This window comes from Pseudomonas sp. PAMC 26793, assembly GCF_000313235.1.
GTDB lineage: Bacteria > Pseudomonadota > Gammaproteobacteria > Pseudomonadales > Pseudomonadaceae > Aquipseudomonas > Aquipseudomonas yamanorum.
Genome location: NZ_AMXG01000044.1, coordinates 25,875 through 38,813, shown reverse-complemented (window position 1 = coordinate 38,813; position 12,939 = coordinate 25,875). Strand labels below are relative to the sequence as shown.

Sequence of the window (12,939 nt, the reverse complement as noted above, 5' to 3'; positions counted from 1 at the left end):
ACGGTCAGCTGTGGGAGCTGGCTTGCCTGCGATGGCCGCGACCCGGCTTAACTTTTATCACCAAAACCAGCCGCACTCAGTTTGACTTGCTCGATGTACCGCGCCACCGCCGGCGACTTTTCAAAGCGCCGGTGAATCAGCGACAACCACGACGAGGCCTCACTGCCTTCGATGCTGCGGTACACGACATTCGGCAAACCCACATGCCCTACCACCGACGCCGGCACCACCGCCACGCCCTGCCCCAGTGACACCAGCGCAATCACCGCCACCAACCCGCCCGGTTGCGGCCCCAGGCGCGGCGCATAACCACCCTGCGCGGCCACCTGCAGCGTGCCGCTGATTTGCTCAGGCAAGATAAAGGTCTCGTTTTGCAGATGCTCGCAACTGATCGCCTTTAATCCCAGCAGCCAGGAATCCTGGGGCAACGCCAGCACAAACCCTTCGCTATTCAAGCGCACCGCCTCCACGCCCTCGGGCAATGTCATCGGCGAACGGATATAGCCAATATCGAAGCGCCCATCCGCGACCAGCCCCGGCAACGTCGCCATCGGGCTTTCGCGCACGCTCATGCTCACGTCGGGGAAGTCCCCACAGAACGACTGCACCTGGCGCTGTAACAGGCCTGAATAGACCGCCGACGCAACGTACCCCAACTCTATGTGACCAATCTCACCGCGCCCGGCGCGCTGGGCATTGCGCTGGGCAAACTCGAACTGGCGCACGGTGGCCTCTGCCTCGATGAACAATGCCGCGCCCGCCTCGGTCAGGCTGACTTCGCGCTGGCGGCGGATAAACAAGCGCGTACCGAGAGTGTTTTCCATGTCCTGGATCTGCCGGCTCAGGGTCGGTGGGGCGATGCCCAACTGCTCGGCGGCCCGAGTGAAATTGCGTTGCCGGGCAACCGCCAGGAAGTAGCGGAAATGACGTATTTCCATTGCAGGATTAGCTCAAAGGTAATGAAGATCACTGTCACGCCTAATAAAGCCAAGACTCGGCGGGACTAAGCTGGGCGCACGCTCACAGTAGAGAGGCAACCCCATGTTAGTCAAATCCCTGGTACTGGCACTCGCAGGTCTGGCCGCCCTGCCCTCGGCCATGGCCGCCGAACCACCTGCCACCATTGCTCACAAGGCAATACTGACCCTGGCCACTGCCCAGCAGATCGCCGCGCAGGCCCGTAAAGTCGCCGCTGAAAAAGGCTGGCCCTGCGCGCTGGCGATTGTCGACGATGGCGGCTGGCCGATCCTCACCACCCGCATGGACGGCGCTCCGGTGGTCGCCGGGATTGAGTTGGCCCAAGGCAAGGCTCGCACGTCGGCGCTGTTCAAACGGCCGTCCGCCGATCTGGAAAACGCCATCAACGGCGGGCGCCAGGCAGCCGTCACCGCCGGCCTGCTGATGATGAAAGGCGCCCAGCCCATCATCCTCGAAGGCCAGGTAGTGGGCGCCATCGGCATCAGCGCAGACACCCCGGCCCACGATGATGAGATCGCCCTGGCGGCGGTGGCTTCGGTGCAGCCATGAGCAAGGTCAGCCCACGCCTCACGCTGCTGACCGCCTCCGGGGTCTGCTCACTGATCGTGCTCGACACCAATATCGTCGCCGTGACCCTGCCGAGCATCGCCCGGGACCTCGGGGCGAATTTTGCCGATATCGAATGGGTGGTCAGCGCCTACATGCTGGCCTTCGCCGCCCTGTTGTTGCCGGCCGGAAGCATTGCCGACCGCTTTGGGCGCAAGAAGACCCTGATCTGGGGCCTGGGTATTTTCATCCTCGCGTCCATTGGCTGCGGCGCGGCGCCGAATGCGTTGTTCCTGGATATCGCCCGCGCCGTCAAAGGTGTCGGTGCGGCGCTGCTGCTGACCTCGGCCCTGGCCTCCATCGGCCATACATTCCATGACGAAGTGGAGCGCGCCAAGGCCTGGGCCTTCTGGGGGGCGTGCATGGGCGTGGCGATGACCGCCGCGCCGACCCTCGGCGGCTTGATCACCCAGTACCTGGGCTGGCGTTGGATTTTCTATCTGAATTTGCCGGTCGGCCTGGTGCTGATGGGACTGGTGCTGCGCGCGATTCCGGAGTCTCGGGACGCCCAGTCCGCCCGGCTCGACCCCTGGGGCAGCCTGACCTTCAGCGCCAGCCTGTTGTGTTTGATCTGGGGCCTGATCGAAGCCAATCGCATCGGCTGGGACAACCCGCTGACTTATGCGCGGCTGCTGGGCGGTGCGGCGTTGCTGGGTGTGTTTGTACTCGCCGAACGCCTGCAACAGCGGCCCATGGTGGACCTGCTGTTGTTCAAGCACCCGCGCTTTATCGGCGCGTTGCTGGGGATGTTCGCCTATGCCGGGTGCGCCCAGGTAATGATGACGCTGCTGCCGTTCTACCTGCAAAACGGCCTGGGGTTCTCCGCGATCGCCTCGGGGCTGGGCATGTTGCCGTTTGCCTTGACCATGCTGATCTGCCCGCGAATTGGCGCACGCCTGGCCAGCCGTTTTGCCCCGGCAACCATGATGGCGACGGGGCTGGCGTTGGTGGGGTGCGGCAACCTGCTGAGTGCCTGGGCGGTGAATGTCGGCGGTTATCTGCCGTTCGCCCTGGCCATAGCGGTCACGGGGGCCGGCGCCGGGTTGCTCAATGGCGACACCCAGAAAAACATCATGGCCTGCGTGCCACGGGACCGCGCCGGGATGGCGTCGGGCATGAGCACCACCATGCGCTTCAGCGCGATCATGTTGGCCATCGGCGTGTACGGGGCGTTGTTGAGCAGCCATAGCGAACAGTTGCTGCACACGAGTATCGGCTCCCAGTGGCAGGAACAGGTGGCAGGAATTGCTTCACGGGTAGTGGCAGGCGATATGCCGGCGGCCATGGCGCTGCTGCCTGAATCGGCACGGGTGATGGTGCAGCCACTGGCGCGGCAAGCGTTTGTCGGCGGGTTCAGCGTTGTGTTGTGGGTGGCTGGGTTGTTGGGGTTGCTGGGGGCGTTGGTGGTGGGGATGTTGATGCGGCACCCCATACCGGCGGTGCCGCAGGTCTCTTTACTGACTCGATAATGCGACCACCACGACCCAATGTGGGAGCGGGCTTGCTCGCGAAGGCGGTGTGTCAGTCAATACATCTGTGACTGATCCACCGCCTTCGCGAGCAAGTCGAATCGTCGCACCGCCGCTCCCACATTTTGATCTTCGACAGTCAGTTGAAGGGTTACCAGAAACGCTGCTGGGTCAGGCGGCTCCACCAGGTCAGCAGCACCCGGTCTACCGAACCGCTGGCCGCCAGGCCCACCCGCTCTTGCAGGCTTTTACGCTCGGCATAGTGCAGGTGGAACACCTCGGCAGTCTTGGCCTTGGTCGCCAGGTATTCGTCGCTGGTTTGCAACTGGTCTACCAGTTGCTTGTCCAGCGCCGCGACACCCAGCCAGACTTCACCGGTGGCCACATCATCAATGGCCAACTGCGGGCGGTAGCGCGACACGAAGTTCTTGAACAGTTGATGGGTGATGTCCAGGTCTTCCTGGAACTTCTCGCGGCCCTTCTCGGTGTTTTCGCCAAACACCGTCAGGGTGCGTTTGTATTCACCGGCGGTCAGCACTTCGAAATCGATATCGTGCTTCTTCAGCAGGCGGTTGACGTTAGGCAACTGCGCCACCACGCCAATCGAACCGAGGATGGCAAACGGTGCGCTGATGATCTTCTCGCCGATGCACGCCATCATGTAGCCGCCGCTGGCCGCGACCTTGTCGATGCACACGGTCAACGGCACGCCCGCCTCGCGGATACGCGCCAGTTGCGACGACGCGAGGCCGTAGCTGTGAACCATGCCGCCGCCGCTTTCGAGGCGCAGTACCACTTCGTCCTTGGGCGTGGCCAGGCTCAGCAGTGCGGTGATTTCATGGCGCAGGCTTTCAGTGGCCGAGGCCTTGATGTCGCCGTCGAAATCCAGCACGAACACCCGAGGCTTGGCTTCGGGTTTCTTCTTGCCTTTCTTCTTTTCGGTTTTGCTTTCGGACTTGCGCAGGGCCTTGAGCTGATCCTTGTCGAGCAGGGTCTGCTCCAGGCGCTCACGCAGGCCTTTGTAGAAATCATTGAGCTTGCTGACCTGCAACTGGCCGGCAGCTTTACGGCGGCCCTTGCTGCGCAGCGCGGCAAAACTGATCAGCACCACCAGGATGGCGACGACCAGGGTGACGGTTTTAGCCAGGAAAGTAGCGTACTCGGCCAGAAAATCCATGTGACTCCTTACAAGTGCAGTGCGCCAGGCGCGGATTGCCCAAGCATACCGACGCCACCGCCATGGGGCCAGTGATCAAACCGCCAGCAGCGGGCCTCTAACGACCTTTTAAAACAAGCGTATGTTTTTTCATTGACAGCTTCCCGGCATCCTCATAACCTCGCCAGACTTTCAACGTACCGGGAAAACGGACGTGGGCAGCATTTACCTGATTCGACATGGCCAGGCCTCCTTCGGTGCAGACGACTACGACGTGCTGTCGCCCATTGGTGTGCAACAGGCGCAAGTGCTGGGCCGCCACCTGGCGGAACTGGGCCTGAGCTTCGACCGTTGCGTGTCGGGCGACCTGCGCCGGCAGCAGCACACCGCCACCGCTGCCTTCGAACAATACAGCGCCCTCGGCCTGCCGGTACCCACGCTGGAAATCGACAGCGCGTTCAACGAGTTCGACGCCGAGGCGATCATTCGCGCCCTGCTACCGGACCTGCTGCACAGCGAACCCGAAGCCCTGCACATATTGCGCAACGCCGCGCAGAATCGCGGCGAGTTCCAGCGCATCTTTTCCCTGATTATCGAACGTTGGCTAGCCGGCACCTACGACCCGCCGGGGCTGGAAAGCTGGCTGGGGTTTGTCGAGCGCGTCCAGGGCGGCCTGCAACGCCTGCTCGAAGCCGCCGATAACAGTGACAAAATCGCCGTGTTCACCTCCGGCGGCACCATCACGGCCCTGCTCCACCTGATTACCCGGATGCCTGCCGCACAGGCCTTCGAACTGAACTGGCAAATTGTTAACACCTCGCTCAACCAGCTGAAATTCCGTGGTCGCGAGGTGGCACTGGCTTCCTTCAACAGCCATACCCACTTGCAACTGTTGAAGGCGCCGCAGCTCATCACCTTCCGATGAATTGCGGCCAACCGTGACCCTAAGGTCACTGGACTCACCATAAAAGGATCGAAACCATGACTGACGTAGCTAAAGCCGTAGAAGCAATGAAAGCCAAATTCAACCCAGCCGCTGCCGACGGCCTGGACCTGGTGTTCGGTTTCCGTATCGACGACACCCAGAACTTCTCGCTGGTCGTGAAAAACAAAACCTGCGAACTGCTGGAAGGTGAAAACCCAGACGCCCAAGTCACCCTGGTGATGGACGGCGAAACCATGAAAGGCATCGTCGACGGTTCCACCGACGGCATGCAGGCATTCATGGGCGGCAAACTGCGCACTGAAGGCGACATGATGCTGGCCATGAAATTGAGCGAGCTGTTCCCGGCCTGATCAAGGCAACCCTGGCCAGACCCGTGTGGGATCGGGCTTGCTCGCGAAAGCGGTGCATCAGCGCAGGATTTTTTGGCTGACCCACCGCTTTCGCGAGCAAGCCCGCTCCCACATTTTGATTGTGCTGTTTTCAGGTTTTTGGCTGCAACAACAGCGCCACCAACGCACTCCACCCCGTCTGATGCGAAGCCCCCAACCCGCGCCCGGTCTCGCCATGAAAGTACTCATGAAACAACACCAGATCGCGACTGCCCGGATCCGCCTCCAACTGCGCATACCCCACCATTGACGGCCTCGAACCGTTCTCATCCCTCAGAAACAATCGCGTCAACCGCTGACTGAGCCCATCCGCAACCTCTTCCAGCGAAGCCAGATACCCGCTCCCCGCCGGATACTCCACCGAGAAATTATCCGCGTAGTACCGATGAAACTCCCGCAACGACTCAATCAGCATGTAGTTGACCGGCATCCACAACGGCCCACGCCAGTTGGAATTACCACCGTACAACCGCGAATCCGACTCCGCCGGCTCATAACGGGCACACAGCGTGTTGCCATTCATCTTCAGCGCCAGCGGCTCCTCGGCAAACGCTTTCGACAGCGACCGCACACCAAACGTCGAGAGAAACTCAGACTCACCCAGCATGCGCCGCAGCAAATCCTTGGTCCGCTCCCCCCGCAACAGCGCCAGCAACAGGCGATTCCCCTGCCCCGGCTCGTTCCAGCGCGACACCAGCTTGGCCAGGTCGGGCCGATGCTTCATAAACCCCAGCAACCGCTCGCGCAAACCCTCCAGCCCTTCATGCTCGCGCTGCTCCAGCACCAGCACCGCAAACAACGGCATCAGACCGACAATAGAACGCAGCCGCACCGGCTCACTTTCACCGTCCGGACGATGCAGCACGTCATAGAAAAACTGATCCTGCTCATCCCACAAGCCGTCAGCGCCATCGTCAACGCGGTTGATCGCCCCGGCGATATACAGGAAGTGCTCAAAGAACTTCACCGCGATATCCACATACACCACGTTGCGCTTGGCCAGTTCCAGGCCGATACGCATCAGGTCCAGCGCATACGCCGCCACCCACGCCGTGCCGTCCGCTTGGTCCAGCTGATAACCCGGCGGCAAATCAGCCGAGCGATCGAACAGCGCAATGTTGTCCAGCCCGAGAAACCCGCCCTGGAACAGGTTACGGCCCTCGGCGTCCTTGCGGTTAACCCACCAGGAGAAATTCAGCAGCAGCTTGTGGAAGATCCGCTCGAGGAAATCCATGTCGCCCACGCCGTTCAGCGCCTTGTCCTGCTGATACACCCGCCAGCTGGCCCAGGCATGCACCGGCGGGTTGGCGTCATCGAAACGCCATTCGTACGCCGGTAACTGCCCGTTGGGGTGCATGAAGCGGTCTTTCACCAACAGCAGGAGTTGCTGCTTGGCGTACCCCGGATCCATCAGGGCAAACGCCACCGCCTGGAAACCCTGGTCCCACGAGGCGTACCACGGGTACTCCCAGGTGTCGGGCATCGAGAGAATGTCGAAATTCGACAGGTGCCGCCAATGGGTATTACGGATATGCAAACGCTCGGGCGGCGGCGCGGGCTGGGCCGGATCGCCGTCGAGCCATTGATTCACGTCGAAGTAATACAACTGCTTGGACCACAGGAGCCCGGCCAGGGCCTGGCGCTGCACGTTGCGTGCGTCTTCATCGGCGATGCCCTGCTGCAGCGCCGCGTAGAAATCATCAGTCTCCTGACGACGCTCTTCGAACAGCTTGCGCGCGTTGATCCACGGCGCCTCCGCCGGGGCGAAGCGCAGGTACAGGATTTTGCTTTCCTGGCCCGCCAGTTCCAGGATGAAACGCGCGGCCACTTTCGTGCCCGAATCCCGGCGAATCGCCGACTCCAGGCCCGTGGTCACATAGTCGTTGATCCCGTCCTTGAACGGCCCCGGCCCAGGTTGCCCGTCCAGCTTGGGGAAGTTGGTTTCGTTCTCGCAGAACAACCACTCCACACCGTCCTGGCCCCAGGCACTCAGGTGGCGATCAAACAGTTCATGGTGCCGGGCCACCACCTGATCGCCTTCCAGCCGCAGTTCCGGCTTGGGGGCATCGTGGGTCCAGCTCCAGTCGTTACGCGCCCACAGGTGCGGCAACACCTGCAAGCGTGTGGGCTGGTCCGATCGGTTGTGGACGGTGATGCGCATGAACACGTCATCGGGCTGATGCTTAGCGTATTCCACCGTGACGTCGCAGTAGCGGTTGTCTTCGAAAACCCCGGTATCGAGGATTTCGTATTCGGCATCCCCCAGGCCACGCCGGGCGTTTTCGGTGATCAGGTCGTCGTAGGGAAAGGCCGCATGGGGGTATTTGTAGAGCATGCGCATGTAGGCATGGCTCGGCACGCCATCGACGAAAAAGTACAGTTCCTTGACGTCTTCGCCGTGGTTGCCCTCGGCGTTGTTCAGGCCGAACAGGCGCTCCTTGATGATCGCGTCGTGCTCGTTCCACAGGGCCAGGCCCAGGCACCAGCGCTGGGCCTTGTCGCTGAAACCCGCCAGGCCATCCTCGCCCCAGCGGTAGGCGCGGCTGCGGGCGTGTTCATGGGGGAAGTAGCGCCAGGCATCGCCGTCGGCGCTGTAGTCTTCGCGCACCGTGCCCCATTGCCGCTCGCTCAGGTAAGGGCCCCAGTCACGCCAGCGCTCGGCGTCGTCCTTGGCCAGGCGCTGGCCTTCAATCGTGTTCAGAATGTTCGTCGCAGGCTGTGCCGTCATCGAGTCTTCCGTCGCGTTCAGAGGTGACGGCCAGTGTAGAGCCCATCGGCGGTGAGATGCACGTGAAGCTAATAAAATCCAGCTCATTCATTTGCAGAATGAAGTCCAGAGGAATCTTCGTTTGCAAGGCCATGGCGGGCCCAACAAAATCAGGCAACCGTGTAGTTCACCTCAACAGCCGCCAGGAATTTTTCTATGCCCACCGCCCGCCATGTCAGCCCTGACGACATTCGCAAAGGCTTCTCCAAAGCCATGTCCGACATGTACCGCGATGAAGTGCCGCTGTACGGCGCGCTGATGGAACTGGTGGCCGAGACCAACGCCCGCGTGCTCAACACCGACGCCGCGCTGGCTCACCAACTACAGCGCACCGGCGAAATCCAGCGCCTGGACATGGAGCGCCACGGCGCCATCCGCCTGGGCACCGCTGAGGAATTGGCGACCATCAGCCGCCTGTTCGCGGTGATGGGCATGCAGCCGGTGGGCTATTACGACCTCACGCCGGCCGGGGTACCGGTGCACTCCACGGCCTTTCGCGCCGTACATGAAAGCGCCCTGCAAACCAGCCCGTTCCGCGTGTTCACTTCCCTGCTGCGCCTGGAACTGATCGAAAACCCTGAACTGCGAGCCTTCGCCGAGTCAGCCCTGGCCAAGCGCTCGATCTTCACCCCACGCGCCCTTGCGCTGATCCAACAAGCAGAAGCCGACGGCGGCCTCGACGCTACCCACGCCGAAGCGTTTATCCAGCAAGCCCTGGAAACCTTCCGCTGGCACCACACCGCCACCGTCACCGCCGCGCAATACCAGCAACTGAGCGACCAGCACCGGCTGATCGCCGACGTGGTGGCGTTCAAGGGCCCGCACATCAACCACCTGACGCCGCGCACCCTGGACATCGACCAGGTACAGGCCGCGATGCCCGGCAAAGGCATCACCCCCAAGGCCGTGATCGAAGGCCCGCCCCGCCGCCAGTGCCCGATCCTGTTGCGCCAGACCAGCTTCAAGGCCCTCGACGAGGCGATTGCCTTTACCGACGCCAAGGGCAGCCACAGCGCGCGCTTCGGTGAGATCGAACAACGCGGCGTGGCGCTGACCCCCAAGGGCCGCGCGCTGTATGACCAACTGCTGAATGCTGCACGGGATGAATTGGGCGCGTTTCCGAATGAGGCCAATGCCGCGCGCTACACCGAATTGATGGAGCAGCACTTCCAGGGGTTTCCCGACAACCACCGCGAGATGCGCGAGCAGGAACTGGCGTACTTCCGCTACTTCGTGACCGAGAAAGGCTTGGCCGCCCAGGAGAAGGTTAAAACCCTGGACGAACTGATCGCCGCCGGCCACGTGGACGTGGAACCGTTGGTGTACGAGGATTTTCTGCCCGTGAGTGCAGCGGGGATTTTCCAGTCAAACCTGGGGGATGCGGCGCAAAGTCACTACGCGGCCAACTCCAACCAGGCCGAGTTTGAAAAGGCCCTGGGCCGCCAGACGATTGATGAGCTGAAGTTGTACGGAGAAACCCAGCAGCGCTCGATTGACGAATGCAAACGCGCGCTGCTGGCTTGAAAGGGAGAGTTCGCCCGGCCACGGCGCATTCCATGCGCCGTCTAAAAGCCCCAGTGCCGGGCGAACGATTGGCATGATAGGCAGCGGCGGTGCCGCTGTCTTTCAGGCAATTCTGAACAAATCTCAGCGACGTTGGTATGCCGCCTGCAGGATCGCTGCTGAAATCTGCTCCAGGGGAAGCTCACGCTCCACGGCCCCCAGCTTGAACGCCTCCTTGGGCATGCCATACACCACGCAAGACTCTTCGTCCTGGCCAATGGTTCGCGCACCGCTGTCGTGCATCTCCTTCAGGCCACGGGCACCGTCATCCCCCATGCCCGTCATGATGATCCCCAAGGCATTACACCCGGCACTGCGGGCGGCGGAACGAAACAGCACATCGACGGAAGGCCGGTGACGGCTGACCGGCGGCCCGTCGACAATTTCCACCTGGTACTGGGCGCCACTGCGCTTGAGCAGCATGTGCCTGCCGCCGGGTGCTATCAAGGCGCGGCCCGGCATGACCCTGTCGCCATTTTTCGCCTCTCGCACCTCGATCTCACACAGTCGGTTGAGCCGCTCGGCAAAGGCTGCGGTGAAGTGCTCCGGCATGTGCTGCACGATCACAATCCCTGGGCAAACCCTGGGTAGCGCAGTCAGTACCAGTTCCAGGGCCTGAGTCCCCCCCGTTGAGGTACCAATGGCGACGATGTTTTCAGTGGTACGCGCCATGGCCTGGGTGCCCGGAGGCAGAATCACGTCGGCATTCAACCTGACTGGTACCCGTTCAGGCGCAGGCACCATGCGTTTCATATTGGCTTTGGCGGCCGCTTTGACCGCACCGGCCAATTCGTCGGAACTGTCGGTCAGAAACTGGCGCAAGTTGAGTTGCGGCTTGGTGACAATACTCACCGCGCCGGCGGCCAGCGCCTGCATGGTGGTGGCCGCACCTTTCTCGGTCAACGTCGAACAGATCACCACCGGCGTGGGTCGCTCGGCCATCAGTTTTTTCAGGAAAGTAATGCCATCCATCCGCGGCATTTCCACGTCCAGCACGATCACGTCCGGCCACTGCTTGTTCATCTTGTCCATGGCAAACACCGGGTCTGCGGCCGCGCCAATGACTTCGATCGCCGGGTCCTGGCCCAGTGTTGCGGTCAGTACCTGGCGCACCACGGCGGAATCATCAATGATCAGCACTTTGATACGGCTCATATCGCGCGCGCTCCTCGAGAGCATCCAGAGGCCCGATCCAGGGCCAGGTATTTAAGCTCAATGTCTCCAGTGGCCAGGTCGAACACCACCGTTCGATATCCCACGCCCTCCACATGAAAGTTGTGGCAATGCAGATGATGGGCATCGAGCAACTGCCTGGCCTGCTCGACGTTACGCTGCCCGACATAGTGGTTATCGGCACGCGCCAGGCCAGGAAACATATTCCCGCCACCAAACACGCTAATGCGGAATTCCCCGGGCCGGGCCTTGAGGGCCTTTATCCGTAGCAACATGAGTTCAAATGCCTCGTTGCCATAACGGCCGTCCAGTTCGCGCCGGTCCTTCAGCGGGCGCTGGGGCAGCAGGTAATGACACATGCCCCCCAACAACCGTCGCGGGTGCCAGAACACCAGTGCGACACAGGATCCGAGCACTGTGCGCAATCGGCCGGACCCGGCCCCGAAGAAAAATTCGCCGGGGTTGAGGAAGCGCTCACGGAACAGCTGTTCTTCAGGCATGGGGCCTCCGGTAGATCGAAGGCTTGATCAGCCGCAACTCATCGGTAATGCCATTGAGACTCTCCGAATGGCTGACGATGAAGTAACCGCCAGGCTTGAGGTGACTCAACAGGCGTTTGACCACTTGCACCTTGGTGTCGTTGTCAAAATAGATCATCACGTTGCGCAGGAAGATCACATCAAACAGGCCCAGTTTCGGTAGCGGGTTGTTCAGATTGATCGACTGGAAGTCAATCCGCGAGGCCAGTGCCGGCTCGACCATGAAGCAACCATGGTTTGAACCCACGCCCTTGAGGCAATACTTCTTGAGCAGCGCCTCGGGGATCCCGCGAATCCCGTCCAGTGGGTAACGCCCCTGCCGGGCTTTGTCCAGCACCCGGCTGCTGATGTCCGAGGCGACAATTTCCCAGGGCCGGCCCACCAGGCTGTAGGCCAGGACCATGGCCAGGGTGTAGGGTTCTTCGCCGGTGGAACAGGCCCCACTCCAGACACGCAACGGTCCGCTGCCACGCAGTTCGGGAAGCGCCACATCCCGCAGAAAGTCGAAATGCTTGGGCTCACGAAAAAAGTAGGTTTCGTTGGTGGTCAGCAAATCAACCGCCACCTGCAGCTCGGCGCGGTCTTTCATCAGCACCTTGTAGTAAGCGCCATAGGTGTTGAGCTTGAATATTTGCAAGCGTTTGGACAGGCGCCCACTCACCAACTGCTTCTTGGCATCGGACATGCTGATGCCGGCGATCTCATGAATCAGGCTGCGAAACTGCAGAAACTCAGCGTCGGAAAGAATTACGTTCATAGGGTGCATCCACCGTCGTCTTCAATCCGTTAATAAGCCACTGGGGGCGAGTGAAGCCAGGGCATCGATCTGCTCAAAGGAGAGCACTTGACCAATGTCCAGCAGCAACACGAACCCGCTGTCCAGCTTGCCAATGCCCAACAGGAAGTCGGCCCGCACATCGGTGCCGAAATTCAGCGACGGCTCGATGTCCTGATCGGCAATTTCCAGCACCTCGCTGACCGCATCGACGATGATTCCCACGGGCTTGCGCTGCGCGTTCGCCTGCACTTCCAGAATCACAAAGCACGTCCTTGACGTTTGGACCGTGCGCTCACCGCGAAAGCGCACGCCGAGGTCCAGCACGGGAACCGCCGCACCTCGCAGGTTGATGACCCCGCGAATACTGGCAGGCAGCAACGGCACGCTGGTAATTGGCCCGTACTCGATGATTTCCCGCACATTGAGTGTCCCCACAGCGAACATTTCATCTCCCAGTTCAAAGGTGAGGTATTGGCTCGGGTTCGGGACGGTGGTACTGACGGATGGGCCCATGATTCACCTCGGATGGTTGGCTTGTTGGTCACGTGTCGAGGGTCGGCAATCAGCAGGAGTCA

General features: G+C 61.4%; 12 protein-coding genes. 5 read left to right on the top strand and 7 right to left on the bottom strand.

The annotated features are described in order from the left end of the window. Positions 1 to 47 precede the first annotated feature (47 nt). Positions 48 to 938 (bottom strand): LysR family transcriptional regulator, encoded by an 891-nt coding sequence (locus tag D109_RS0123495; protein WP_017479034.1) that lies wholly within the window; start codon positions 936 to 938, stop codon positions 48 to 50. 103 nt (positions 939 to 1,041) lie between these two features. On the opposite strand from D109_RS0123495, the gene D109_RS0123490 reads away from it, so the two are divergent. Together D109_RS0123490 and D109_RS0123485 are read left to right on the top strand one after the other, a co-directional pair. Beyond that, the gene (locus D109_RS0123490; protein ID WP_017479033.1) at positions 1,042 to 1,527 is read left to right on the top strand and encodes a heme-binding protein; all 486 of its coding nucleotides are present in this window, start codon (positions 1,042 to 1,044) and stop codon (positions 1,525 to 1,527) included. Continuing rightward, positions 1,524 to 3,053, top strand: a complete 1,530-nt coding sequence (locus tag D109_RS0123485; RefSeq protein WP_017479032.1) for an MFS transporter — start codon at positions 1,524 to 1,526, stop codon at positions 3,051 to 3,053. Before D109_RS0123490 ends, D109_RS0123485 begins: the two co-directional genes overlap by 4 nt. Before the next feature lie 151 nt (positions 3,054 to 3,204). Here D109_RS0123485 and sohB read toward each other — a convergent pair whose 3' ends face one another. Continuing rightward, a complete protein-coding gene (gene sohB / locus D109_RS0123480; RefSeq protein WP_017479031.1) occupies positions 3,205 to 4,230 on the bottom strand; it encodes a protease SohB in 1,026 nt (341 codons plus the stop codon). 193 nt (positions 4,231 to 4,423) lie between these two features. Between sohB and D109_RS0123475 the strand changes: the two genes are divergently transcribed. Beyond that, on the top strand, positions 4,424 to 5,134 hold the full coding sequence (locus tag D109_RS0123475) for a histidine phosphatase family protein (RefSeq protein ID WP_017479030.1): 711 nt from the start codon (positions 4,424 to 4,426) through the stop codon (positions 5,132 to 5,134). Between the two features lie 56 nt (positions 5,135 to 5,190). Next, entirely contained in the window at positions 5,191 to 5,505 is a 315-nt protein-coding gene (locus D109_RS0123470) for an SCP2 sterol-binding domain-containing protein (protein WP_017479029.1), read from the top strand. A gap of 130 nt (positions 5,506 to 5,635) precedes the next feature. Here the strand turns inward: D109_RS0123470 and D109_RS0123465 are convergent, their stop codons facing one another. Next, positions 5,636 to 8,272, bottom strand: coding sequence for a glucosidase (locus D109_RS0123465; protein ID WP_017479028.1), 2,637 nt, complete (start codon positions 8,270 to 8,272; stop codon positions 5,636 to 5,638). A 195-nt stretch (positions 8,273 to 8,467) separates the two neighbouring features. Between D109_RS0123465 and D109_RS0123460 the strand changes: the two genes are divergently transcribed. Next, the gene (locus D109_RS0123460) at positions 8,468 to 9,835 is read left to right on the top strand and encodes a VOC family protein (protein WP_017479027.1); all 1,368 of its coding nucleotides are present in this window, start codon (positions 8,468 to 8,470) and stop codon (positions 9,833 to 9,835) included. A 123-nt stretch (positions 9,836 to 9,958) separates the two neighbouring features. On the opposite strand, the gene D109_RS0123455 is transcribed toward D109_RS0123460, so the two are convergent. From D109_RS0123455 to D109_RS0123440, 4 genes are read right to left on the bottom strand one after another with little or no spacing between them, the layout of a single operon-like run. Beyond that, a complete protein-coding gene (locus tag D109_RS0123455) occupies positions 9,959 to 11,029 on the bottom strand; it encodes a chemotaxis response regulator protein-glutamate methylesterase (protein WP_017479026.1) in 1,071 nt (356 codons plus the stop codon). Beyond that, positions 11,026 to 11,547 carry a chemotaxis protein CheD gene (locus D109_RS0123450; protein ID WP_017479025.1) on the bottom strand — a complete coding sequence of 174 codons (522 nt, stop codon included), beginning with the start codon at positions 11,545 to 11,547 and terminating at the stop codon, positions 11,026 to 11,028. The genes D109_RS0123455 and D109_RS0123450 overlap by 4 nt, the downstream gene beginning before the upstream one ends. After that, a complete protein-coding gene (locus D109_RS0123445; protein WP_017479024.1) occupies positions 11,540 to 12,343 on the bottom strand; it encodes a protein-glutamate O-methyltransferase CheR in 804 nt (267 codons plus the stop codon). The genes D109_RS0123450 and D109_RS0123445 overlap by 8 nt, the downstream gene beginning before the upstream one ends. A 21-nt stretch (positions 12,344 to 12,364) precedes the next feature. Next, positions 12,365 to 12,877 (bottom strand): chemotaxis protein CheW, encoded by a 513-nt coding sequence (locus D109_RS0123440; RefSeq protein WP_017479023.1) that lies wholly within the window; start codon positions 12,875 to 12,877, stop codon positions 12,365 to 12,367. Positions 12,878 to 12,939: the final 62 nt, after the last annotated feature.